This is a genomic window from uncultured Barnesiella sp. (assembly GCF_946496565.1).
Taxonomy (GTDB): domain Bacteria; phylum Bacteroidota; class Bacteroidia; order Bacteroidales; family Barnesiellaceae; genus Barnesiella; species Barnesiella merdigallinarum.
This window is the reverse complement of sequence record NZ_CAMMHD010000003.1, coordinates 100905-126578: the sequence shown is the minus strand read 5'-3', so window position 1 is coordinate 126578 and position 25674 is coordinate 100905. Positions and strand designations below refer to the sequence as shown.

The 25674-nt window shown below is 52.8% G+C and carries 19 protein-coding genes; 11 read left to right on the top strand and 8 right to left on the bottom strand.

What is annotated here, in order from left to right:
* The first annotated feature begins 79 nt into the window (after positions 1 to 79).
* Genes Q1K76_RS02730 through Q1K76_RS02720 form a run of 3 tightly spaced genes read left to right on the top strand, consistent with a single transcriptional unit; the run spans position 80 to position 2186 of the window.
* Positions 80 to 463, top strand: a complete 384-nt coding sequence (locus Q1K76_RS02730; RefSeq protein WP_087408982.1) for a hypothetical protein — start codon at positions 80 to 82, stop codon at positions 461 to 463.
* Positions 460 to 1560, top strand: a complete 1101-nt coding sequence (locus Q1K76_RS02725; protein WP_143240953.1) for a hypothetical protein — start codon at positions 460 to 462, stop codon at positions 1558 to 1560. The genes Q1K76_RS02730 and Q1K76_RS02725 overlap by 4 nt, the downstream gene beginning before the upstream one ends.
* A 2-nt stretch (positions 1561 to 1562) precedes the next feature.
* Positions 1563 to 2186: a hypothetical protein gene (locus Q1K76_RS02720; RefSeq protein ID WP_087408984.1), complete on the top strand. Its 624-nt coding sequence runs from the start codon at positions 1563 to 1565 to the stop codon at positions 2184 to 2186.
* Between the two features lie 90 nt (positions 2187 to 2276).
* On the opposite strand, the gene Q1K76_RS02715 is transcribed toward Q1K76_RS02720, so the two are convergent.
* Positions 2277 to 3125, bottom strand: coding sequence for a glycosyl transferase (locus tag Q1K76_RS02715; protein WP_300130847.1), 849 nt, complete (start codon positions 3123 to 3125; stop codon positions 2277 to 2279).
* A gap of 112 nt (positions 3126 to 3237) precedes the next feature.
* Between Q1K76_RS02715 and Q1K76_RS02710 the strand changes: the two genes are divergently transcribed.
* The 5 genes from Q1K76_RS02710 (at position 3238) to Q1K76_RS02690 (ending at position 12807) form a co-directional block, all read left to right on the top strand.
* Positions 3238 to 5007 (top strand): LTA synthase family protein, encoded by a 1770-nt coding sequence (locus Q1K76_RS02710; RefSeq protein ID WP_300130845.1) that lies wholly within the window; start codon positions 3238 to 3240, stop codon positions 5005 to 5007.
* A gap of 59 nt (positions 5008 to 5066) precedes the next feature.
* Entirely contained in the window at positions 5067 to 6896 is a 1830-nt protein-coding gene (locus Q1K76_RS02705; protein WP_300130843.1) for an LTA synthase family protein, read from the top strand.
* Between the two features lie 145 nt (positions 6897 to 7041).
* Positions 7042 to 8694, top strand: coding sequence for a diphosphate--fructose-6-phosphate 1-phosphotransferase (locus Q1K76_RS02700; protein WP_087408988.1), 1653 nt, complete (start codon positions 7042 to 7044; stop codon positions 8692 to 8694).
* A gap of 530 nt (positions 8695 to 9224) precedes the next feature.
* Entirely contained in the window at positions 9225 to 10562 is a 1338-nt protein-coding gene (locus Q1K76_RS02695; protein WP_300130840.1) for a leucine-rich repeat domain-containing protein, read from the top strand.
* A 319-nt stretch (positions 10563 to 10881) separates the two neighbouring features.
* The gene (locus Q1K76_RS02690; protein ID WP_366944475.1) at positions 10882 to 12807 is read left to right on the top strand and encodes a leucine-rich repeat protein; all 1926 of its coding nucleotides are present in this window, start codon (positions 10882 to 10884) and stop codon (positions 12805 to 12807) included.
* A 543-nt stretch (positions 12808 to 13350) separates the two neighbouring features.
* Here Q1K76_RS02690 and galB read toward each other — a convergent pair.
* From galB to Q1K76_RS02655, 7 genes are all read right to left on the bottom strand, one after another.
* Entirely contained in the window at positions 13351 to 15852 is a 2502-nt protein-coding gene (gene galB / locus Q1K76_RS02685; RefSeq protein WP_300130838.1) for a beta-galactosidase GalB, read from the bottom strand.
* Between the two features lie 17 nt (positions 15853 to 15869).
* On the bottom strand, positions 15870 to 16604 hold the full coding sequence (locus Q1K76_RS02680; RefSeq protein ID WP_300130836.1) for a hypothetical protein: 735 nt from the start codon (positions 16602 to 16604) through the stop codon (positions 15870 to 15872).
* Positions 16597 to 18078, bottom strand: a complete 1482-nt coding sequence (locus tag Q1K76_RS02675; protein ID WP_258327875.1) for a TaqI-like C-terminal specificity domain-containing protein — start codon at positions 18076 to 18078, stop codon at positions 16597 to 16599. Before Q1K76_RS02675 ends, Q1K76_RS02680 begins: the two co-directional genes overlap by 8 nt.
* Before the next feature lie 270 nt (positions 18079 to 18348).
* On the bottom strand, positions 18349 to 18870 hold the full coding sequence (locus Q1K76_RS02670; RefSeq protein ID WP_300130834.1) for an FHA domain-containing protein: 522 nt from the start codon (positions 18868 to 18870) through the stop codon (positions 18349 to 18351).
* A gap of 12 nt (positions 18871 to 18882) precedes the next feature.
* Positions 18883 to 19980 (bottom strand): methylmalonyl Co-A mutase-associated GTPase MeaB, encoded by a 1098-nt coding sequence (gene meaB, locus Q1K76_RS02665; protein ID WP_298663060.1) that lies wholly within the window; start codon positions 19978 to 19980, stop codon positions 18883 to 18885.
* Between the two features lie 22 nt (positions 19981 to 20002).
* Entirely contained in the window at positions 20003 to 21073 is a 1071-nt protein-coding gene (locus Q1K76_RS02660; RefSeq protein ID WP_300130833.1) for a DUF1573 domain-containing protein, read from the bottom strand.
* Positions 21074 to 21075: 2 nt separating this feature from the next.
* Complete coding sequence (locus tag Q1K76_RS02655; RefSeq protein ID WP_300130832.1) at positions 21076 to 21465, bottom strand: DUF1573 domain-containing protein; 390 nt, start codon at positions 21463 to 21465, stop codon at positions 21076 to 21078.
* Between the two features lie 295 nt (positions 21466 to 21760).
* Here Q1K76_RS02655 and Q1K76_RS02650 point away from each other — a divergent pair, with 295 nt between their 5' ends.
* The 3 genes from Q1K76_RS02650 (at position 21761) to Q1K76_RS02640 (ending at position 25613) form a co-directional block, all read left to right on the top strand.
* Positions 21761 to 22960 carry a hypothetical protein gene (locus tag Q1K76_RS02650; RefSeq protein WP_300130831.1) on the top strand — a complete coding sequence of 400 codons (1200 nt, stop codon included), beginning with the start codon at positions 21761 to 21763 and terminating at the stop codon, positions 22958 to 22960.
* Positions 22961 to 23052: 92 nt separating this feature from the next.
* Complete coding sequence (locus tag Q1K76_RS02645; RefSeq protein ID WP_300130830.1) at positions 23053 to 24291, top strand: hypothetical protein; 1239 nt, start codon at positions 23053 to 23055, stop codon at positions 24289 to 24291.
* A 98-nt stretch (positions 24292 to 24389) separates the two neighbouring features.
* On the top strand, positions 24390 to 25613 hold the full coding sequence (locus Q1K76_RS02640; RefSeq protein WP_258327882.1) for a hypothetical protein: 1224 nt from the start codon (positions 24390 to 24392) through the stop codon (positions 25611 to 25613).
* The last annotated feature ends 61 nt before the right edge of the window (positions 25614 to 25674 follow it).

The following is a 25674-nucleotide window of genomic DNA, read 5'->3' as shown; positions in this document are numbered from 1 at the left end:
ATTTTGGCGAGCCGGTTGCCCCGTTTTTTTCTGGACCACCGGCAGGTGGGCAATATTCAATTTAGAAGAAAGGAGAACTATGAACAAGATTTATCAGACCCGATTGGGCAATTTGAGTACCTCGGTCGTGGTGAACGGGGTGCCCCGTCGGGTTCAGTTTCGCGCGTGGGACGGCGTGAACGGCCTCTTCTCGACCGAAGACGAGGCGTTGCAGCAGGCACTGGAGCAGAGCCGGGGATACGGCCGGCGCTTTGTGCTGATGGAGATACCCGATACCCGGGTAGAGCAGGAGACCTACCAGTTGGTGCCCGGTATTCGCTCGTGGCAGGCGGCCCGCGACTATTTGAGGCAGGAACCCTATGGCCTCTCCGACGAGGAGGTCTCCACGCCGGCTCTCATCGAGCAGGCGGCCGAGCGGTTCCATTTGGTATTTACACAATTAAAGAAAAAGAAAAGACGATGAAGGTAAGAGAACACAGTCATTTGCGCGGACAAAATGGGTGCCTGGGATTTTTCTACGGGCTCGACGCGCTTCTCTCGGCCTACCCCGAGGGTGGTTTGGCCGGCGAGTTTTTCATCAACGGCAAAACCCAGTCTATCTGGGTATGGGACTCTACGGGCCGCTCATGGTACGACACCAACCATGCGGCACCCGCTCCGTTTTTCGGCGTGGTCACCGACCCGGCCACCTTTAGCCCGGCGGTCGAGAGCGGCCAGCCGGCCAGTTTTGTCTATGTGGCCGGTTATGCCGGGTCGCATCTGTTCCCGGCATTGAAGGAGGGATCGTCCTTGACCGTGGTAACCGACTCGGCCGCCATTATCACCCTGGTATGGGACGGTTCGGTCTGGCGCGACTATGTAACGCCGCTGACCTTCGACGATGCCATCCGACCGATATATATGTATCGAGGTCAGTGGAATGGCGATGCAACCTACACGTGTGCCAACGGAGTGGTCGATGTGGTCTATTTCATGGGCCGTTATTATCGGGTGAAGGATTCGGTGGGGAGTACCAGTCTGTCGCCCGGGGCGTCGTCGAACTGGGAGGAGGTTGCCCACTTCTACGCCGTGGCCGACCGGTTGGAGATGCTGCCCGACCAACTGATGGTCTTGGATCAGCAGCAGACGATCCGAACGACCAGCGGCAACTCTTCGTGGGAGCTGTGTAACGGCGAAATCCGCCATCTGGAGTCGGGTACTTTCCTTTCGCAGAGCGGTGAGTTACGCGTCTCGAAGGAGCAGTGCGACATCATTATCAGCCCCACGATGAAGGGATTGGTATTCTGGGGACCCGATGAGAAAAATCTGGTCATCGACTGGGATACGGACGATAATATTCGCCTGACATTGAGTCAGTCCGACGACTCAGGCTCGCATCAGATACTGGTCACACCTCAGCAGATAACGCTGTCGAAACTCGACAGTGCCGGGCAGGTGCAAAGCTCGACCCGAATTTCGCCCGAGGGGATGAGTGGCAAGTTGAAGCTGTGGAGCGACACCCTGGCCGAGGGGGATATCTATGTCGACGAAAATAACTTTCTGAAACAGAAGAGGGGGTAGCGATGGAGATAAGTGTCAATGACCTCGTCGAACGGGTCAAGATAAACATGGAGGAGCTCACCGATGTGAGCAATGCCTCGGTAAAGTTGGAGGTGGGCATCGATGTCGAGCAGTATATTCGGGCCAAGTTGCCCGATGCGCTGCTGTCGGTGTGGGCTTCGACCCCGGTCGAACTGTTGCCGCAGACCGACTGCGCCTCGTCGCTGCAACCCGAGCGTCAGCCCGACGGCAGTGGCCGGGTGGTGCTGCCCTCGGATGTGTGGCGCATGACCGAGTTTTGCATGGAGGGGTGGCGACAGCCGGTTACCTCGTTTATCGACCACACCTCGCCCGCCTATGAGTTGCAATTCAACCTTTACACCCGCGGCGGCGTGGCAACTCCGGTGTGCGTGCTCTCCAACGTGGGGGGCCAGAAGTGTCTCGACTATTACTCGTTGCCGCCTCGCGTCGAGGCGCATCGGGTGAAGACGGCCCGTTACGTGGCTTATCCGCAGGCCGATGCCGACAAGTACGAGATTGCCGACTCGCTGGTACAGGTGGTTTGTTACACCTGTGCGGCTCTCGTCTACGAGATTCTGGGGCAGCCCGAGCAGGCGGCCGCCATGTTGCGCAGCATCGTCAAGTAGGGCAGGGCGACCGACATCGTGTCGCAGAAACGCTGCCGGCTCTCTGGATAGTCGGCCTCGGGGCAACCACTCCGGGGCCGGCTTGCTGTTTTATCGGGGCACCTTTTCCTGCAACAGTTCGTAGGGAATGTGCCCTATCTGGGCAGCCGTCTCGGAGTATGAGCTGTGTACCGAGCCGAGCACCTGCCGGGTGTGCGAGAGCAGATAGAGTTCGATGAGGGCTTCGCGCATCCCCTCGAGGCTGTTGCGGTCGGCCCGGTGGGGCGAGCAGAATACCCGGTCGCCGAATCGGGCGGTGATGAGGGCCTTATCCTCTTCGGAGTCGGTCGCCAGATAGAAGGTGGTATCGGCGTTACGATCGATCTCCTGCTGCATGCGGTCGACAAAGAGTCGGGTAGGACTTTGGGCGATGGAGATGGCGTTGTCGGTACGACGGATATGCACCCCTATCGTGTGGTCGCCGAATCGGGCCCGGCGCGTCTCAATCTCCTGCTTCAGGAGGGGGTGCGGTTCGAAGAGGGCAAAGCGGTCCCACTCGGTGCGGGGTTCGTAGAAGTAGACAAAGGCGGCGATGTAGACCTTGTGGCCTCGGGCCCACGCCTCGAAATCGAAATGCTCGCGGAAGCGTCGCGACGTATCCATCTCGTACATGCGGCGGTCGAATGCCGGCTGCTGGAACAGGCTGGGAATGAAGAAGTTTTTCCGGCGGGGGCGGTCGTAGCGCAGCAAGTCGAGCCTCGAAGCCCCGGTGACGGTAACCCCCGGCCGATCGATGGGGGCAAACAGTTGGTCGAACCGGCAGTTCAGCCCCGGGTCCTTGAACCACACGATGTGCAACTCGCTGCCACATTGCCGGCTCAGGGCTACGGCCGAGTCGATTGCCTTCATGCGATTGGCCAGTCCGCCTACGGGTACGAGCCATATACTCTCTTTTTTCATAGGGGATAGAACAAAGAATCAGACAAAATTAAAAATTTTTTAAGAATTGAATGGATTGTGTGTTCGGATTTTTTTATAATATTATATTTGTACCCGCTTTGAAAAGTGAGTAATGGAAATCGTAAATAGTCTGAAGAGAAAAGTAGGGAAACCTATTTTGTCTTTTTTCGAGAAGAATATATATACATGGGCATTTTTTATTTTGCTGGTTATTTCGGTTGCCTCGGTTATATGGCTGTTGTACATGCAGGTGGTGAGACCTACCAACATGGTGTCATCGGTACCGAACCATGTAATCAAGACTCTGATTGATGCTATGATTCTCATGTCGCCTCTGTTTGTGTTGAAAAAACGGGGCCTTATTTTTATTGTGCTGGTGTTGGTCGATCTGTTCTGTCTCTCGGCTGTGTGGTACTATCGCAATTATCTCGACATCATACCCTTCTCGTCGTTCCTGTTGGTCGAGAACGTATCACCGTTGCTGCTCGACAGTGCATTGGCATCGGCACGTTGGGTTGACTGGCTGGCCCTGCTTCCTACTGTGTTGACGGCTGTAGTTTATAAATTGTTTCTCCAGAAGCGGGTCTTGGCCGAGCGGAAGCGGCTGTGGTGGCCGATTGCAGCCATTGTGGGAATAGCTGTAGCTTTTTATGCCATGCTTTCGGTGCGTGACATAAAGTCGGGACAGTATACAGCCTTTATCGATCGTTTTATGACCTATCCCAACAATATACTCTATATCGACAATAATGGCTTGTGTGGATATACGCTCTATCAGTTGGTAACCGGGTTGATACCCGAGCCTGAACTGTCGGATGAGGAGCGGGCTAAAATCGACTCTTTTTTCGACGATTATACCTGTTATACAGATAATTTGATTCAAGGAAACAACCGGAAAAATTTGGTCTTGATTATTGTAGAATCTCTCAATTCGTGGGTAATTGGCCAGCAGTTTGGCGGGGTAGAAGTGACTCCCTGTCTTAACCGGATCGCTAACGATAGTAACTCTATCGTAGCTGTGCATGTGTTTCCTCAGGTGAAAGACGGTCGTTCGAGCGACGGGCAGTTTATGTTCAATACCGGTTTGCTCCCCTTGCAGAGTGGAGCAGTGGCCACCCGATATGCCAATCTTGATTACTATTCGATTGCCAAAGCCTTGAAACAGAAAAATTATACAGCTGTGAGTATGACGGTCGATTGCAATAATTATTGGAATCAGGCCGAGGCGAGTGAGGCTTATGGCTATGACCATAATTGGGATCGGCTAAATGGTGCAGAAGTTGTTCCCGACAGTTTGTTGATGGTACGGGCTATTGAGCAGATAAAAACAGAGAAAGTTCCCTTTTTCTATCAACTCATTACGGGGTCTTCGCACAAGCCTTACAATACCCCGACTCGACCTACTGCATTGTCGAATGCTGAAGGTTTCCCGACCGAGGTACGTAACTACATGGAGGTAATGCATTACACCGACCGCTGTATAGGTGCCTTTATCGATTCTCTACGGGTTAACGGATTGTATGAAAATACGGTTATTGCAATCGCCTCGGATCACAATCAGTTGCTCGAGCCCTGTTCTGTACCAGGGTACAACGATATCGAAGTCGCCTTTATAGTGGCCAATGCTGGATTGAAGTATACCCACAAGTCTGTTATGGGGCAGATTGATATTTATCCTACACTGCTCGATGTGATGGGGTGCAACGAGTATCTGTGGAAGGGGCTTGGTCATAGTATTTTACGGTCTTCGGTGTGCAGTGCGGTCGGTTGGAACAAGGCGGTCTATGGCACCCCCGACGATTCATTGGTTCCTCAGCAGATTGAGGCTTGGGACATTTCTAGGCAGATGATAACACGTGGCTATTTTACTATAAAACGATAGTTGGGGGAGCCATATCAATTTTTATTTCACTACATTTGCATCGAATGTGAGTGAATGCCATGCGATTGAACAGAAACTGGTTGTCGGCTTATACCTGGGCGTGCGAGGGACGATACCTGCTCTTCCACCTGCTCGTGGTGCTTTGTTTCGTCTATCCCATCGAGTATCTGCATATCGAGCTGAAGTGCTCGACCATCTTCAATCTGCGCATCCTGTTGCCTCAGGGACGGCCGATAGGCGACACGCTGTTGGCCTTCTTGCCTACGGTGGGCGATGCTTTGGTACTCTCCTTGCCCCTTCTGCTCTTCACCCGCCGCCGGTGGGTGGTCTTTATCCCGCTCTTCCTCTTCGATCTCTTCTGCTTGGCGCAGAGCTGTTATGCCCGGGTCTACGAAGATGTGATGCCCTACTCGTCGTTTCTGCTCTTCGACAACGTGAACGGCGTGCTGCTCAACAGCGTGCGGGGGCTGCTTCGCTGGCGCGATGTCACCCTCTTCGTTCCCACCCTTTTGTTGCTGGCGGCCTATCTGCTCTATTTCGGGAAGCAGCGGTCGTACCCCTCGCCGCGTGTGCGGTGGATAACTGCCGCCGTGTCGCTGGTGATAGCCTTAGCGGCTTACGGTGGACGGTCGTACCAGATTTACCATCGGGCGTCGGCCGACCGCGAATCGCCCTGGACCGCCTTCATCACTCCTTATAATTACCGCGAATACCTCATCTATCACGGGGTAGTGCCTTACACGGGCTATGTGCTGGTGTCGTCGCTGGTACAGTCGGACGAGTTGACGGCCGACGAACGGGCAACCGTCGACAACTACCTGGTCGACATGCCCCGCTATACCGATAACCGTCTGGCCGTGGAGCCGGGGCGCAACCTGATTCTCATCGTCGTCGAATCGATGAACTCGTGGATGCTCGACCGCACGGTAGGCGGGGTGGAGATTATGCCCCGACTGAACCGTCTGTTGAGGCAAGAGGGGACCTTCGCGGCTCTCCATCTGATACCGCAGGTGAAGGATGGCCGTTCGAGCGACGGCCACCTCATGTTCAATACCGGCCTTTTGCCCGTGCGCACGGGAGCTACCGCGGTGCTCTACGGCGATAATCGCTATCCCGCTCTGGGCCATGCCCTGAAGCAGAAGGGGTATCGCACCCTCAATATCGTTTGCGACCGGGCGCAGGACTGGAACCAGGTGGAGACTTCGCCCGCCTATGGGTTCGACACCCTCTACGACAAGAGCGCTTTCGAGTCGAGCGAGATACTCGACGACTCTACCATGCTGGCCCGGGGCCTCGCCATTCTGCGCCAGACACCACAGCCCTTCTTTGCCCAGCTGGTCACCATCTCGACCCACGCCCCCAACGGTGAGCCGGTCGAGCCCACCGCCCTGTCGCAATACCCCACGTCGTCGCACGAACTCATCAACACGATGGAGGCTTTCCATCGGCTCGACCGTCAGTTGGGCCAGTTTATCGACTCGCTGCAGGCTTGCGGACTCTATGACCGTTCGGTCGTGGCTATCGTGTCGGACCACGATGAGCTGGGGCTGAATGTGCTCGAGGGTCGCGCCACCCGTACGCTGGCCGACCGCGAGGTAGCTCTCCTGCTGCTGAACACGCCCTGGACCGTTTCGTACGAGGCGGTGGCCGGGCAGATAGACATCTACCCCACACTGCTCGATGTGATGGGTTGCAACGAATATCCCTGGAAGGGCCTCGGGTACAGCCTGCTGCGTACCCCGGTAAAGAGCGCCGTCTATTGGGACCGCAGCGTGGTGGGCGACACCCGGTCGCCCCTCGTCCCGCGGCAGCGCGAGGCCTGGGACATCTCGAACCTTATCCTCACCGGCCACTATTTCGAGAGCTACTCGATGCGGGCTGATGAGTAAAAAAGAGACAGACTTCCTGGTCGCATCGTTTCTCTGGGACGAAATGGGAATTTAATACCCAGCTGTTTGGCTCTTTGAAAAAAAAATGCGAAATTTGCCCAGCTAAAAAAGATAAAGCAAACATACACAAATAAAAGTGATTACAATGAAGAAAAGTGCACTTCAAACTGCTCGTGCTTCGTATCAGCCCAAGCTGCCCGAAGCCATCAAAAACGGCGTAACCATCGTCGAAGGCAAAGCCACTCAATCGGTGGCCGACCAGGAGGCTATCGCCAAGTTGTTCCCCAACACCTACGGCATGCCCGTGCTTCGTTTCGAAGCCGCTCCCAAGAAAGAGTATCCTGCCATCAACGTGGGTGTAATCCTTTCGGGTGGTCAGGCTCCTGGCGGACACAACGTGATTTCGGGTCTCTTCGACGGACTCAAAGCCATGAACAAGGATAGCCGTCTCTTCGGTTTCCTGTTGGGCCCGGGCGGACTCATCGATCATAAATATATGGAACTCACTGCCGACATCATCGACGACTACCGCAACACGGGTGGTTTCGATATCATCGGTTCGGGTCGTACCAAACTCGAGACGAAAGAGCAATTCGACAGCGGTCTCGAAATCATCAAAGAGTTGGGCATCAAAGCCGTGGTTATCATCGGTGGCGACGACTCCAACACCAACGCCTGCGTATTGGCCGAATACTACAAACAAATCGGTGCCGGTGTACAGGTAATCGGTTGCCCCAAGACCATCGACGGTGACTTGAAGAACGAGATGATCGAGTGCTCCTTCGGTTTCGATACCGCCTGCAAGGTATACTCCGAGGTTATCGGTAACATCCAACGCGACTGCAACTCGGCCAAGAAATACTGGCACTTCATCAAACTGATGGGCCGTTCGGCTTCGCACATCGCTCTGGAGTGCGCTCTGCAAACGCAACCCAACATCTGCTTGATTTCCGAGGAGGTTGAGGCCAAACAGATGACCCTCGACGACATCGTAAACTATATCGCCGATATCGTAGCCGCTCGTGCTGCCAAAGGTTTCAACTTCGGTACGGTGCTGATTCCCGAAGGTCTCATCGAGTTCATCCCCGCCATGAAGCGCCTTATCGCCGAACTCAACGACTTTTTGGCCAAGAATGGTGCCGAGTTTGCCATGATCAAGAAATCGGAGCAAAGAAACTATATTATCAAACACCTCTCGCCCGAAAACTCGACAATCTACGCCAGCCTGCCCGAGGGTGTGGCCCGTCAGCTCACGCTCGACCGCGACCCCCACGGAAACGTACAGGTATCGCTCATCGAGACCGAGAAACTGCTGGGCGAGATGGTAGGCCGTCGCTTGGCCGAGATGAAAGAAGCCGGTAAATATGTAGGCAAATTCGCTACTCAATACCACTTCTTCGGTTACGAAGGCCGTTGCGCCGATCCCTCCAACTTCGACGCCGACTACTGCTACTCGCTGGGTTACACCGCATCGCTGCTCGTAGGCGAAGGCCGCACGGGTTACATGTCGTCGGTACGCAACACCACCAAACCGGCCAGCGAATGGATTGCCGGCGGTGTGCCCGTAACCATGATGATGAACATGGAGCGTCGCCACGGCGAGATGAAACCGGTTATCCAAAAAGCCCTCGTTCACCTCGACGGTGCACCCTTCAAATACTTTGCCGCACATCGCGACGAGTGGGCTATGAACACCTGCTACGTATACCCCGGTCCTATCCAATACTTTGGTCCCACCGAGGTTTGCGACCAGCCCACCAAGACCCTGATGCTCGAGCAAAACGGCAAAATCGACTAATCCCGATTTAGCAAAAGGGCGTCATGCCCGTTATCAATAAACTAATCAAAAAAATCCGCACTTGCGGCTTGCAAAAATCCCCCGACCCGGAGCGTTCCGGGCCGGGGGTATTTTTTGTGTATATATCACTCCGGACTCCACTGCCTGGTCCATTCCGCACTGCGGAGAGTGTGCCATATCGCGCTACGACGCGGTATCCAGGAATACTGGCAAAATTGTTGGCATAGGTAATATCTGCAACAGTTTCCAATGCCTTCTCTTTTCTGGACCCCGCATCGGGGTGCGGGGTGACTTGCCGTGTCATACCGCGACGCGACGCGTCGAGCGGTCATTCCGCACTTGATGCGGAATCCAGAAATATGGACTGAAGGTAATACGATATGGAATATGAAAGAATTGTGTTCTGGAAATTGCGGTATAGTTAATAGAAATTTCTCGTAAGTGTAGCAGAATCTTATAAATAGCTCTTATTTTTTATAATATTGTATTTGTGGCCCCGTTTTATATACAAATACAAAATTTATCTAAACATGAAAATACAGGAGTATCGAAGTCTTGTAGGCATATTCTTGCTGATGGGAATCTTTCGAGTTGATGCCTATGACTTTCAATCGGGAGGGATTTATTACGAGATTAACGGCGAAGAGGTCACGGTCACTCGTGAATCGGCTTTTGAACCGACCTATGAGGGTGATGTGGTAATCCCTTCGATAGTGTCTTACGACGGGGAAAACTATTCGGTAACAAGTATCGGAAACTGGGCCTTTGAAGGTTGTGCGAATCTGAAAAAGTTGACGCTTCCCGAGTCGTTGATAACGATAGGCGATTATTCTTTTAGTGGTTGTAAACGGTTGGGCGAGGTGATATGGAGTGAGCGGATAGAGGTGATTGGTAAATATGCTTTCTCTGGGTGTATCAGTCTGCAATCGATAGTGATACCTGCGTCGGTGAAACGTATCAACGAAGGTGTTTTCAATGGCTGTACCGGACTGGAGTCGGTGGTTATGGGCGATTCAGTAGAGTATGTTGGGTCTTCGGCCTTTTTGAACTGTACGAGTTTAGAGTCTGTTTCACCGGGAGACGCCGTAAACTATATTGGGGAGGGTGCTTTCTCAAGTACCAGTTTGGAGTCGGTGATGATACCCGCGTCGGTGGCAACTATCGAAGCCAATCCCTTCGTGGGTAGCCTTAATCTAAAAGAGATTACGGTCTCGGAAGAGAATCTGGCCTATTCGTCGTTAGACGGTGTACTCTATAACAAGGACAGGACTACGCTTTGTGCATGTCCGGGTGGAAAGAGCTCGATAGAAATTCCCCTGTCGGTGGAGCACATCGGGCCTTCGGCTTTTTGTGCTTGTGCAGGGTTACTCTCGGTGACGATTCCACCGACTGTGGAGAGCATAGAGGCCTCGGCATTCGGCTATTGCAAGGAGTTGACTTCGGTGACCATCGGCAAATCGGTCTCTCGTATCGGTGAGTACGCTTTTGACCGGTGTGATAATTTGCAGGATATATATATTTATGCCGAGCTGCCTCCTGTAATCGATGCTAATACTTTTGAGGATTATGAGGCTACCTTGTATGTGCCTGCCGGCAGTAAAAGTGCATATCAGAAGGCTTCGTATTGGAGTAATTTTACGAACATCATGGAGTCGCCAACCGGCGTGGAATCGGTCGATAACAACGATATGCGCGTCTATGCCGCAGGTCATACCCTGTATGTAGAGCATGTCGATGAGGCTTATCGGGTCTATACGGCCATGGGGCAGTTGGTTTATGCGGGCGACGAATCTACGGTATTGTTGCCGGGTGCAGGCCTCTATATCGTATGTGCGGGCAATCGGTCGCAGAAGGTTTGGGTGAAGTAAATAGGAATCTATTCGATACGATTGGGCGGCAGGGAGTATTACTCTGCCGCCTTTTTTGTGCCAGGCGGCATTCCACACTTGATGCGGAGAGTGTGTCATTCCGCACTGTGATGCGGAATCCAGTAAATACCCGGGTGGGGCTTTACTCGGGGGACTTTGTTCGTGCCTGCCCCGGCATTTTGGGAATATCGATAGAAACCATTTACATCTCATTGTGGGAAGAATGAAAAAACGCTCCTGATAGATCTGTTTTAGTGAATTATGCCTTAATTTTGCAAATAAATTTATAAAAGCGTATTACTCGATTCAAGAGGGTAAAATGTTCCCTACGCTTTCGTTTTTTAACGTCTACCCCAGGGGGCAGGGAGACAAAAAATATGATGCTATGAAATCTTATTTACCTGGGTGGCTTTTGTTCATGGTTGCTTTATTGGGTATATTCTCGGCAAGTGCATATGATTTTCAAGTGGGAGGAATTTATTACAACCTAAATGGCGAGGAGGTTACGGTTACCAATGAATTAGGTAATTCTACGAGTCACTCTTATTCGGGCGATGTGGTTATTCCTTCTACGGTTACTTATGATGGTAATATCTATCTGGTGACGAGTATCGAATGGGGTGCTTTCTCGGGTTGTTGGGGCTTGCACTCGGTCACGATAGGCAATTCAGTAAAGAGCATCGGATTGGACGCTTTCTCGGATTGTACGAGCTTGCACTCGGTCACGATAGGCAAGTCGGTGACGAATATCGGAACTGCTTTCGAGGGTTGTACGAGTTTGACCTCGGTTATTTGGAATGCTCGAGCTTGTAGTGATGTAGCCTCTATTAATAATAGACTTTTTGAAGACAGTAGTAATACTATAACGGACTTTACCTTTGGTGACGAGGTTGAGTTGATACCCGATAGACTTTGTGCAGGATTGAGCCGTCTGACTTCGATCACAATTCCCGATTCGGTGAAGAGTATAGGAGAGAGCACTTTCTTGGGTTGTACGGGTTTGACCACAGTCACGCTACCCGAGTCGTTGACAAGTATTGGCAACTATGCATTCTCGGGTTGTACGGATTTGACTGCAATCACGCTACCCGAGTCGTTGACGAGAATTGGTTACACGGCATTCGAGGGTTGTACGAGCTTGACTTCGATTACGATTCCCATTTCGGTGAAGAGAATCGGTTACACGGCATTCATGAATTGTACGGGCTTGACCTCGGTCATTTGGAATGCTCGAAATTGTAGTATTGAAAATGTTAGCTCCTATATGTTTGCTAACGATAGTGGAATAACAGACTTTATCTTTGGCGACAAGGTGGGGCGGATACCCGATAAACTTTGTGCAGGATTGAGCGGATTGACCTCAATCACAATTCCCGATTCGGTGACGAGTATTGGAGAGAGTGCTTTTTGGGGTTGTAGTGGCATGAGTTCGGTCACGATAGGTAAATCGGTGACGAGTATCGGAGAAAGTGCTTTTGCCGGGTGTAATCGGCTGGGGTCGGTAACGATTCATGCGGAGACGCCGCCCGAGATTTGGTTGAATACCTTCGATGACTATGGTGTGTCGCTCTATGTACCGGTCGGGTGTAAGTCGAAATATCAGGCAGCCGAGTACTGGCGTAATTTTATCGATATTCAGGAAATGGAAGTAGCCCGGTATACGGTCGAGGTCTATTCGTCAGATGAGACAATGGGTACAGTCATGGGTGGTGGTGAATATGCCGAAGGTACCGTGGCTACTCTTGCGGCTGTACCGGCCAGCGGCTATTACTTTGTTGCATGGAGCGATGGTAATACGGAGAATCCCCGCCAAATCACTGTGACCGAAGATGTGTCGCTCTCGGCCGAGTTCTCGGACTTGGCTCGGTTGACAGTCCGTTCAATCGACGATACGATGGGTGGTGTGACAGCCATATTGATGGCGACTCCCAAGGAGGGATACCGTTTTTCCCGGTGGAGCGACGGGAATACCGAGAATCCGCGCACGGTCGTTGTCACCAAGTTGGTCGACTTGGTGGCTGAGTTTGTTTCGAGTAGTGGAATAGAAACACAGACGGATAAAGGTATGCTCATCTATGTGAAGAATCGCACGCTGTATGTAGAGAATGTAGAAGGGGACTATCGTGTCTATACGACCACTGGTCAGTTGGTTTATGCGGGGCACGCCACAACCGTATCACTTGCCGATGCGGGAGTCTATGTGGTGTGCACGAGCGATAGTTCACAAAAAGTAGTGGTGAAATAATTGACTATATTTCCTTTTGGTTAGATAGGCGACAGGTGATTATACTCTGCCGCCTTTTTTGTGTCGGGCGGCATTTTACACTCGACGCGGAGAGCCTGTCATTCCGCACTGTGATGCGGAATCCTGTAAATACCCGGGCGAGCATTTACAGGTGGAGGAATATTCTTTATCGCCCCCACACTCTAGACCCCGCATCGGGTGCGGGGTGACCCGCTGTGTCATACCGCGCTACGACGCGGTATCCAGGAATACGGGCAAAATTGTTGGCATAGGTAATACCTGCAACAGTTTCCAACGCCTTCTCTTTTCTGGACCCCGCATCGGGGTGCGGGGTGACTTGCCGTGTCATACCGCGCTACGACGCGGTATCCAGGAATACGGGCAAAATTGTCGGCATAGGTAATACCCGCAACAGTTTCCAACGCCTTCCCTTTTCTGGACCCCGCATCGAGGTGCGGGGTGACGGGAAACCATAAAAAACACCCCGGCACTCGGGGGAGGCCGGGGTGGTGAGGTATGCGCGGCAGATGCCGCGTGTGGGTATTATTTGCTCTCGATTACAAGAGTAGCTTTCTTCAGTCCTTTGGCGGTAGCCTCGAGGGTGATTTTGCCCGGCTCTTCGGTCGAAGCGACGATGGCAGTCATCATGCCCGAGAATACCTTCATGCGGGGCTCCTGGAACGACTCGAGCGAGGTGGGGTCGCCGTTGGCACCGGCACGGTAGTAGCCTTTGCCTTTCACCTTGAACGAGATTTGGTTCGAGGCATTGGGGCAGAGGTTGCCCTCCTTGTCGACTACCTTGACGGTGACGAACGAGAGGTCGCGGCCGTCGGCGGCAATGGTCGAGCGGTCGGCAGTGAGTTCGATGCGGTAGGGCTTGCCGGCCGTCTTCATCTCCTTCTCGGCCACGGCGTTGCCCTGCTCGTCATAGGCTACCACCTTGACGGTACCCGGTTCGTAGCGGGTATCCATCCACATGAGGCGGTAGCGTTGCTGGCGCTTGAACTGGGCGGTCGAGATGGAGTCGCCGCTGTTGTGCACGGTCACCGAGAGATCTTTGGTGCGCTTGCCCTGGCTCTTGCCGTTGATGAAGAGCTCGGCGGTGGGGTAGTTGGTATAGACGAAGACGGGGGTTACCTCACCTTCGCGGCCCTCCCAGTTCCAGTGGGGCAGGATGTGCAGCGTCTCGGCCTCGGGGTTCCAGTGGCTGCGGTAGAGGTAGTAGCGGTCTTTGGGGATACCGGCCAGGTCGATGATGCCGAAGAGCGACGAGTGGCTGGGCCAATCGGAGTAGTAGGGGGTGGGCTCGCCCAGGTAGTCGAAGCCGGTCCATACGAACTCGCCCATGCAGTAGGCCAGGTCGTCGTGCTGGATGAAGTCGTCTTCGGGCAGGTTGGACCATCCGCAGTGCTCCACGTCGTAGGAGGAGGACTGGTGGTCGGGGTATTTGGGCATGGAGCGACGCTCTACGGGGAACTTGTAGACCCCGCGCGAGCTGATGGTCGATGCCGTTTCACTGCCCAGAATGATGCCTTGGGGCAGTTTCTTCTGGCTCTCGATATACTTGAAGGGGCGGTAGTTGAAGCCCGGCACGTCGAGCACGGCAGCCATGTTGTTGTTCACTACGGCGTCGGGGGCATCCATACCCTGCGTAACGGGACGGGTGGGGTCCTCGCGGTGGCAGATGTTCTGCAGCCACAGGGTGAGTTTGGGGCCCTGGTCGCCCGACCACTGGTCGGGTACCTCGTTGCCGATGCACCACATCACCACGCTGGGGTTGTTGCGGTAGTGGCGCACGAGGTTGACGATGTCCTTCTCGGCCCACTCCTTAAATACGAGGTGGTAACCGTTCTGTACCTTGGCGGTGGCCCACTCGTCGAACGACTCGGCCATCACCATCATACCCATTTCGTCGCAGAGGCGCACCAGCTCGGGGGCGGGCATGTTGTGCGAGGTACGTATGGCGTTGCAGCCCATATTCTTGAGGATGCGGATTTGGCGGCGGATACCGGCCTCGTTGGCGATACCGCCCAACGGGCCCAGGTCGTGGTGATTGCACACCCCTTTGAACTTCAGCGGTTTGCCGTTAAGGAAGAAGCCTTCGCCCTGGCGCACCTCGATGGTGCGGATACCGAAGGTGGTGGTATATTCGTCTTTCAGTTCGTTGCCCTCATAGACCTTCGATACCGAGGTGTAGAGGTTGGGTGTCTCGGGACTCCACACGGCAGGATTTTCAACGACAAACTCCTGCTCGAAGGTGTTGTGGTCGAAGTCGTTGCCGCGCATGCGCTCGGTCATCAGGGTCTTGCCGCTGGGGTCGACAATCGAGGTCTCGATCACATAGTCGCTCATCGATTTCCCCTGGGGCATCTCCCACGAAGTTTTCTGCTCGACCTTGGCATAGCGGTCGTTCAGGTCGGTGGTGACGATTTGCGTACCCCACACCGGCACATGAGCCTCGTCGGTCACCAGCAGATGCACGTTGCGGTAGAGGCCGGCTCCGGGATACCAGCGCGAGCTCTCGGTGAAGTTCTCGAGCCGTACGGCCAGCGTGTTGCTCTCGCCCGGGCGCAGGTAGGGCGTGGCGTCGAAAAAGAAGGTGTTGTATCCGTTGGGCCAGTAGCAAGCCTCCTGTCCGTTGACGTAGACCCGGGCGTGGCTCATGGCGCCGTCGAATACCAGCGTATACTTTTTGCCCTCGATCGATTGGGGCACGTCGAACGAACGGCGGTACCAGCCGGTACCCACGAAGGGCAGACCGCCCGTGCGGCCGGCATGCTCCATGGCCTCTTTCTGGCCGTCCTGGACGATAGCCGTGTTCTGCTTGTCGTTATTGATACTGAAGGGTCCGTAGATGGCCCAGTCGTGGGGAATGCGGACCGACTGCCATTGCGAGTCGTCGAATTGCGCATCCTTGAATTGCGCGTTGTCTTCGCGGGTGAATTTCCACCCCTTCTCCAGCAGCGTCTCGGTGCGTACCTGTGTTTGTGCCGAAAGCCACAGCGGCAGGGCCAACAGCACCAGTAGTGTGAATCGTAGTTTCATAGATTTTTTATTGAGTGTTATAATGATGTCATGAGTTGAGATTCCGTATATTTCTGTTCTATTTTGTTTAAGATATTCCGTACATCCACTTCATACGGGGTGAACTCCTTTATGTTGGATTCTTTTATCCATAATTGCCCTTCCCCCGTGTTGCCCCGGTGTTGCCCTTTCGAGTAATGAGGATTGTTCACGACGTCGGCATTGGATAGTACCCAATATATGATTCGGTCTTTCCAAACCCCAATCCATACGAAAACATGGCAGCACTTCGGTTTCAGCTGTTGAAAATTCATATCAAAGCCAAAGGGGCTGCCGTAGCTCAAGGCTTTCATAATGAGGGTCTCTTTGCTTCCTCTTTTTACAGCTCTCGATGCCTTTACTTCTATTTTTATTCCGTGGTACCAAAAATCATATTCTCCCGAGTAGCCCGGATCCAATAGTGTAGAGGGGCGTTGCAATTCGGGTACAACTTCATTTAAATGACGTTGTGCCCAATTCTCTCCGAATGTGCGAGGTGCCGTAATTTCAAAGATATACAAATATTTGTTCCGATTCAAATAGGAGGAGCGAATATTGTAATAATCTTGTATGGAAATTATTTTATGGGCAATAAGATGAGAGAGGATATATTCGAATTTATTGAACGGATATATGGAGTGCAGTTTGTCCAGAACATCGTCTGACAATCTGTTTTGTTCTTCCTGCGGTAATTGTGGTATTAGCTTTTTTAGTTCTATCAGTAGATTATCCATATAGAAATTTCGTTATGTAGTTTCTTTCTTCTTGCGATATATCAAAGAGGAAATATATAAAGTCTTCAATTTCTTGTCGAGCCGATGTGTTCCCGCACAATATCTCGTCGACCTGCGTACAAAGGAATCGGTCCTCTTCGGGTGTGAGTTTGGGGAAAGGTAGTTTCGAGAGATTCCCCTTTAAGATTTTTATGTCGTTGAACTGAATCTGATAGATAAACTGGTATAGTTCGGAGTTCAGGAATGCCAATACGCTTTTTATGGAAAGCGTATCGACCGACGGAATCAGCAGGTTGGCACTATTGAGAAAGAGTCGGCCTTGGTCGTCATAGGCAAATATCAACTTTTTGGAAATAAACTTGTATGCCAGTTTTTGGGGAGCTCGGTATAAGGCGTCTTTTGCACATTGTTGCAACTGGTTTCTATCGTAGAGGATAAAGTATTTGTTCTCTTTCAGCGTGTACGGCTCTATCTCTTTCCCGGTATAAATTTTTTCGAGCGAGGGGGCCGGCTCTGTTTTCAATTTACTCTTATTGTCGCCGGTTACGATACCCAAAGCCCACATGCTGTGAGTGAGGTCGTCGTGCCGTTTTTGTTCGAGTTTCCCCAGAATGGCAGCCTCGTATGAGGTGGTAACAGGGATAGCCATGGATTTATCGGTCTGGTTGAACCGGAAAGAGACTGTATAGGAATTATTCTCTTTGCACACGGTATACTGTTGCATCGATGATGACGGCGTCTCTTTCGACAGCTTTATCTCGAAGAAGTCGGTGTATACTCCGTTGAATTTACGATTATGAATCTGTATTTCCCGTATGGCCGTATTTTTGCAGATGAAACTGCGTATGTCGTTGTGGGTTGATATGTTGAGTATCGAAATAGGTAACAGGAATTTGAGAGTTCCCTTCTTTTTCAAGAGCGAATAACTTTTTTCCAGGAACAGCGAGGCTCTCTCCTTCGACGATATGTGTTCCGAAGGGTAGATATTTTGGCGAGTTCCTCCCCATGGCGGATTGGTATAGATATAGTCGAATGTGGTAGACAGTATCTCTTTTGTTGTTTGAGGGGTCTCTATGGTAATGCCTTGCAGGAAATCGAAACAAAAGATACGGGGCGAGAAGGTGTTGTGGGGATAGCGAATGAGGAGATTGGTTTTTGCTATCATTACGGCCAAGGGATCGATGTCGATTCCGTATAAGTTCTCGGGATTTGATGCTGCTATTTGGGTCAGGAAGGCCCCGCTTCCGCAACAGGGATCTAAAAAGCGTTTGTCATTCGACAGGCAAATATCGCTTGTCATGTCCGATACGATATGCTCGAGCGTATAATATTTACCGCTTTTGTTTCGCTCTCCTTCAGGTGTCATGGCCTGATAGATATAGCCTAAAATATCCTTCTCGATGGTAAGAATCTCTTTCGATTCTATTTCGGGAATGTATTGGTATCGATTGTATTCGGCAAAAGTCTGTTGCACATGTTTTTTGTCGATGAGCCCAAAGATGGATAATCTGTAAACGCACAACGAATAGATAATGTCGTCGATGCGATAAGGGAGTGACAGGAGGTGTGATATATAGTCTTCGAGATGATATTCGGGCAGATAAGAGGTAGGTAAAACAAGTTTTCTCGACCGGCTTTTATTGGCTCGGCTGAGTAACTTGTTTGATTTGTCGACATGCAATTTTTGCCAGTTCCGTAAAGTAGCGTTAGATACTTCTTCTCTCATTCTAAAGATTGAAAATTCTTATTCGAAATACTCGTCGTCCTCCTCTTCGTCGGGGATGTGCACGATGAAGGTGGCGGCCCCTATCGACACCACGTCACCATCGTGAAGCAGGGCCCGCTCGCGGTCGCCCAGCAGGGTGTTGCGCAGGAAGGTGCCGGTAAGGCTGGGGTTGTCGCGCAGGGTGAGTTGCGGATGGCCCCCCTTCTCCTTGACGTGGATGATGCAGTGGCGGCGGTCCATGCTCATGTCGGTGGTTTCGATGGCGATGTCGACTTCGGTCCCCTTCGAGGCGCGGCCGATGAGGTTGTCGCCCGGGTGCAGCGGAAACTCCTGCCGGTAGCCGAAGGCATTCTCGAGCACGGTGATGTAGCCGTGCGAGGTATCGAGTCTGCCCCCTTCGGCACTCTCTATCTCGTCGAGGGTCATCACGAAGCGCTTGCGGCAGTTCGGGCAGATGAACGAGATGTTGCACGTGGCATCGTAGCGCGACTCGTCGAAGGTGAAGGCTTTATCGCATTTTGGGCAAATGACCTGTTTCATGGGCGGCAACTGTTATTTGGCTTGGTTGAAGTAGTAGTCGAGCACATCTTTGGCGGCCATGAACGAGCTCTGCTCGTTGTTCAGCACCTTGGCCTGTTTCTCCTCGAGCATCTTCTCGATTTGCGGGTTACGGTAGAAATGGTCGCGCAACTGTTCGTTGATGGTTTCGAACATCCAGTATTTGGCCTGCTCCTGACGCTTGTAGTCGAAGTAGCCGTTTTTCTTGACGAAGGCCACGTAGTTGTCGATCATCTCCCACACCTCGGCGATGCCTATCTCGTAGTAGCCCGAGTAGGTGAGCACCTGGGGCGTCCAGCCCGAAGGCGTGGGGGGGAACAGGTGCAGGGCGTTACGGAATTGCGCCTGGGCCAGCTTGGCCTTCTCGATGTTGTTGCCGTCGGCCTTGTTGATGACGATACCGTCGGCCATCTCCATGATGCCGCGTTTGATGCCCTGCAGCTCGTCGCCGGTACCGGCCAGCTGGATGAGTAGGAAGAAGTCGACCATCGAGTGTACGGCCGTCTCCGACTGGCCCACACCTACGGTCTCGACAAAGATGTTGTTGTAGCCGGCGGCTTCGCACAGTACGATGGTCTCGCGGGTCTTGCGGGCTACACCACCCAGCGAGCCGGCCGAGGGGGAAGGCCGTATGAAGGCATTGGGATGAACCGAGAGCTTCTCCATGCGGGTCTTGTCGCCCAGAATACTCCCCTTGGAGCGCTCGCTGCTGGGGTCGATGGCCAGCACGGCCAGTTTGCCGCCCCGCTTGAGCACGTGGAGGCCGAAGGCGTCGATCGAGGTGCTTTTGCCCGCACCCGGCACACCGGTGATACCCACCCGCACCGAGTCGCAGGCGTGGGGCAGACACTTCTCGATTACCTCCTGGGCGATGGCCTGGTGTTCGTAGCGGTTGCTCTCGACCAGTGTGACGGCCTGGCTCAGGATACTCGTGTCGCCTTTGATGATGCCCTCTACATATTCGGCCGCGGTGAAGGAGCGGCGACGGGCTGTCCGCATTTTTTTCAGATAGGGATTGACCGTGGGCGGTTGTTCAATGCCTTTGTTTACGGCAAGGCCGGCATATTGTGCGTCGTTCTCGGGATGTTCCATAATTTTTTTCTGTGTTAAGAGGTTATTCAAAAGAGCCTAATACCCGTATGGGTACCGACGGACGACTGGGGTCGTCGGTGATGAGCATAACCCGGCAGTTCAGCAGGTTGGTGCGGGCCAGCGAGGGATCGACCACGATAGTCAGCTCGGCCGACTTCCCGGGGTTGATCGTGTGTCGTTTCAGTTTTACTTGCAAGGGCCGGTTTTCGTTGGTCACCTTGTGTATGGTCAGTTTCGATTCCCCGTTGTTGGTAATCGTCAGGGTTTGCTTTTGGGGTTTGTTCCCTTTGATGATGCCGAAGTCGACCACCTCGGTCGAGAGGGTGGCATGGCCGGCTTGCTGCCGCTCTTCGGCTGTCCATGACCCGAAGTCGTCGAGCAGGTTGGCCGATACGGTGATGGTGTTGAATGTGCTCTCGGTGTCGCTTTCGAATCCCAGTTTGAATTCATCGCGACGGAATCCCCAGTCGTCGATGGCATCGGGGTCGTAGCTTATCTTGATAATTCCCTCTTCGTCGGGGTGGAGTATGGCTGGAATCATCTCGACCGTGATATGCGAGGGTACCTGCTTGAAGATGGGAATCAGGTCGCTCTTCCCTTCGTTGCGCACAAAGAGCTGGCCTGTTTTGAGGTGCCCCTTGGGTACGTCGAAGAGTGGCATGTGCAGGCTGCGTAGCGACAGGTCGCCTATGCGGTAGGGGTTGGCTGCCCGGCGCGATTTGGACCCGATGACTACCCCCGTGATGCGCAGGGTCTCACGGTCGGTCGAGGCGTTGGTCGTGACGTAGACCGGTTTGGAGAATCGGCCCGGACGCCCTTTGGGGTTATAGGTCACCTTGATGACACCCGAATCGTTGGGGGCCACAGGTTCTCGGGTGTATTGCGAGGCAGTACAACCACAAGTCGTGCGCACGTTGGTCACCACCAGCGGCTCGTTGCCCGAGTTGACAAACCGGAAGACGTGTGTCACCCGGCCGGTCTCCTCCTCGAAGGTGCCGAAGTCGTGCTCCTTTTCGTCGAACGTGATGCGCGGCTGGGCCAGGGCCGTAGCCAGCAGTGAGCCGAAACAGAGGGCTAAGAGAGTACGTTTCATAATCACTTCTTTTTAGAGACAACAACCCCCTCGACAATAAGTTTTACAGCCGCTTTGCTGGCATTGGTGTAGACCTTGATCTCTTTGCGGAATGGCCCGGGTCGCCCTGCAGGGTCGAACTGGACATCGATAGAGCCTTTGCCGTTGGGGGCAATGGGTTCTTTGGTGAAGCGCGAGGCGGTACAGCCGCAGAGGCTGCGGGTGTCGACGATGATGAGCGGGGCGTTGCCCGTGTTGGTAAACTCGAACGTGTGGGTCACTTTGCCCTTCGATTCCTGGATGTAGCCGAAATCGTAGCGGGGGGACTCAAACGTAATCTTGGCCTTCCCGTTGCCGGCATGGAGCGACAGGGTAAACAAAATGGCCAGCAGCAGACACAACTCTTTTTTCATCTTCGTATTGGTTTTTCTACTCTTTGCAAATGTAGGGAATTTAGACGGGAATATAAACAGGAAGACGCGAATTTGTTTACTCGTTGTACCTCGAATTTGGGGCGGACGATTGGGGTGGATACTCTCGGGCCCGACGGTCGGGAACGTGCTGCCGCTCCTCATGTCGGGGAATCGGTCGGGGTCTCCCGCCTGTCGTTGCTGTCATTGAGCTATAAACTTTATCGTCAGATAGTTTGGCAATTTTAAAATATTTTATATATTCGCAGAATATACACTGTCATCTAATGCTGCAATTATGGGACTGTTCGATATTTTCAAGAAAGATAGAGGTTACGATATTCACTCGCTCGAATTTTGCGAAGTGGGGAAAGACGGCAAGCGCGAAACTTTACCCAGCCTCAAACATTATACCGACTCGCGTTATATCATGCCGGTGGTGAAGATGACGTCGCGTATCGACCGCACTGTCAAGATGAAAGTACGTATCACCGAGCCCAATTCCAAGGTCCATGTGTATGATTTTGACGCACCGTTGACTCCGGCCGAAAACATATCGGCGCAACTCCCGTGGTGGGGCTCGGAGAAACGAGACTATTTCACCACGGTGGGCACATGGCAATTCGATATTCTCGATGAGGACGACCGAGTGGTCATAGGCGCCCCGCTCGAGATCGCTTCATTAGATGACATTTGGGAGGACACGGGGTGGATTCATGTGATTTCGCATCTCGAATTTCGCAATATCGACTACCACAACAACGCAATCGACGACTGGGGAACGAAGAGCTTTGTAGAGCCCCAGTATATACAGATGCGGTGTGGATACACTTGCTATTCGAAAGTGGAGCGGAAAGTCTCCTATCATGTGGAAATCGTGCATGAGCAGACGGGTCGAACCAAAAGCTTTGATTACACGGCCACGCTTGACCCCCGGGACGGTACCCATTGGCTGCAAATGTGCGGGTGGGGCTCGCAATCGGGCACATCTTACTCGCCGGGGAGTTATATCTATACCCTTTCCTACAAGGGGAAGCGGTTGGCAAGCGGCCGCTTCGAAGTGGCGAAATCGCCCCGTCAACGTGGCTGGATCGAGCCCGAGGCTTTGGTTCTTTATTTCTATAACACCGACGACGAGTTAAGGAAATGGCAGCTGCAAAGTGCATCGACTATTGTTGTAGGGAAGCCTGTCGAGCAGCAATCATTCAAGGGAGACAGCTATACGAGTTTGATTGCCGGTTTCCAGTGGAAGTCTCTTGAAGGGAATCACCCTTTGAAGCTGACATTCAAATTTTACTATAATGGTAATTTGCTGTACACTTGGGTCTCAAACGGAGAGACCATAGGGCGTTCCCTGCAAAAAATCATGTATTCGGGTGTGATATATCGTACTTCTTCATCTACGTTCCCGGCCGGGTGTTATCAAGTGAAGGTGTATCTCGAAACCCAAGAACTCGCCGAGCATTTTGTGATGGAGCGCACTATCGATGTTTATTGACCTCGTCGGTTCCCGACAGTCGAACGGGGTTGTCCCCCGGTGGTTTGTTTTTATGGTATTTATAATTTGTCTATTATTCTTGTTCAATTTTTATGGGACTATTTGATTTTTTCAAGAAAGATAGAGGTTACGATATTCACTCGCTCGAATTTTGCGAGGTGGGCAAGGATGGGAAGAAGGAGACCCGGCCGGGCCTGCGGCTGTACGACGATGCCCGCTATGTGATGCCCGTGGTGCGAATGACCTCGCGCGTAGAGCGCACGGTGCAGATGACGGTGCGCATTACCAATCCCGAGGGGGTGGTGCGTACGTATACTTTGGACGCCCCCTTGCGCCCCTTTGAAAACCAGGAGGCTCATCTGTCGTGGTGGGGGTCGGAGAGCCGTACCGCTTTTTCCAAAACGGGCATCTGGCGGTTTGAGGTGCTGGACGAAAACGACGAGGTGGTAATCGAGGCTCCGCTCGAAATCGCCTCGCTGGACAGCCTTTGGGAGGAGAAGGGGTGGATTCATGTGACTACACATCTCGAATTTCGCAATATCGATTACAGCGGCAACGCAATCGACGACTGGGGAACGAAGAGTTTTGTAGAGCCCCAGTATATACAGATGCGGTGTGGATACACTTGCTATTCGAAAGTGGAGCGGAAAGTTACCTATCATGTGGAAATCGAGCATGAGCAGACGGGTCGAACCAAAAGCTTTGATTACACGGCCACGCTCGACCCCCGTGGCGGGTGGTTGCAGATGTGCGGTTGGGGCTCGCAATCGGGCACATCCTACTCGCCGGGGAGTTATATCTATACCCTTTCCTACAAGGGGAAGCGGTTGGCAAGCGGCCGCTTCGAAGTGGCGAAATCGCCCCGCCAGCAGGGTTGGATCGAACCCGAGGCTCTGGTTCTCTATTTCTATAATACCGACGACGAATTGAAATTGTGGGTAGCTTATGATTGTGGCATGAATTTGGATTTGGCCAAAGGCGAACTGATTAAGCAGCAGACATTCAAGGCCAATGCGTATAAAAAAGCCGTAGCCGGTTTTCAATGGCGCTCTCTTGAAAAGGGGCATCGGCTGAAACTGACATTCAAGTTTTATATGGATGGCCGACTGGTCTATTCCAATTCTTCACATGTGGTCACTCATGATCCCGACCTGACCAAACAAGATATTTTTGAACAGGATTTCGAGGTCTCCGGGTCCATGCGGCTGGAAGACTCTAATGGAGAGTTGCACCCTTTCCCGGCCGGACGTTATCAAGTGAAGGTGTACCTCGAAACCCGGGAGCTCGCCGAGCATTTGGTCATGCAACAGACCATCGATTTGATGAAATAGGTCGAAAAAGGGTGACTCGGGTAAGAGCGGATCCCATGGATTATTTGTTGCTTTTGTATATTCGCATAATCACTCATTAACCTCATCTAATAAGACTTATGGGACTGTTTGATTTTTTCAAGAGAGACCGGGGCTATAAAGTCCATGCGCTCAATTTTTGTGAGGTGGGAAAAGACGGTAAACGGGATTCCCGTCCGGAGAATAGGCTTTATAACAACGCTCGCTATGTGATGCCCGTGGCGAGGATAACCTCGCGTATCGAGCGCAAGGTTACGATGACGGTGCGCATGACGGCTCCCGATGGCAAGGTGAACAGCTATGATTTCGAGGCGCCCTTGCAGATTTGTGAGAACCGGCTGGCCAATCTGCCGGCCTGGGGGTCGGAAGAGGGAACCGCTTTTAAAACCGTGGGCTGGTGGGAATATGAGCTTTTAGATAAGAAAGGAGAACTTATAATTAGTTCCCGGCTCCACATTGTCCCGGTCGAAGAACTTTGGGACGAGCAGGGGTGGATTCGCATCGAGTCGGATTTCCAGTTTCGCAACAACGACAGCGAACAGACGGTAATCGACGACTGGGGCACCGGGAGTTTTGTCTCTCCCCGCTATATGGCGATGCGTTGCCGATATTCCAGCCTGTCGGATGTCGAGCGCGAGATTACATATGATGTCGAAATCAGAAACGAGCAGACGGGCAAGACGAGCCGATTTGACCACACGGTGACCCTCGACCCGGCCGGAGGCTGGTTGCAGATGTGCGGCTGGGGCAGCGATTCGGGCAACTCCTACGACCCGGGACGTTACACCTATCTGCTTTGTTACAAGGGGCGGCAGGTGGGCAGCGGGCAGTTCGAGGTCGAAAAGTCGCCCATGCAGCGTGGCTGGATTGAGCCGGTGGCTCTGGTGTTCTACTTCTACAACGACGAGAAGGAGATGACAGACTGGGTTGCTTACGATTGCGGACTCTCTCTCCTCGAAGGGGGGGTGGCCCGACAACTCCAGTTCAGGGCCAATGCCTGTAAGTACATGATTGCCGGATTTCAGTGGCGCTCTCTCGAGGCGGGTCACCCCTTGAAACTGACCTTCCGGTTCTATCTGGACGGCAATCTCATATACTCCTGTTCCAGAGACCGGGAGACCGAGCCTTTCGACCCGCAGAGCCTCTTCTATAAAGATTTCGAGATTTCGGGAACCTTTTGGTACGAGCGTTCCGACGGCTCCGTCGACACATTCCGGGCCGGGCGTTATCAGGTGAATCTCTATCTCGAGACCGATGAGCTGCACGAGCATCTTGTGATGCAGCGCACGCTCGAGTTGCGGTGAGATGGACTCTCGACAGATTTTTGTAGGATTGACGGTGTGAAATTTGTTTCGGTTCCCCGAT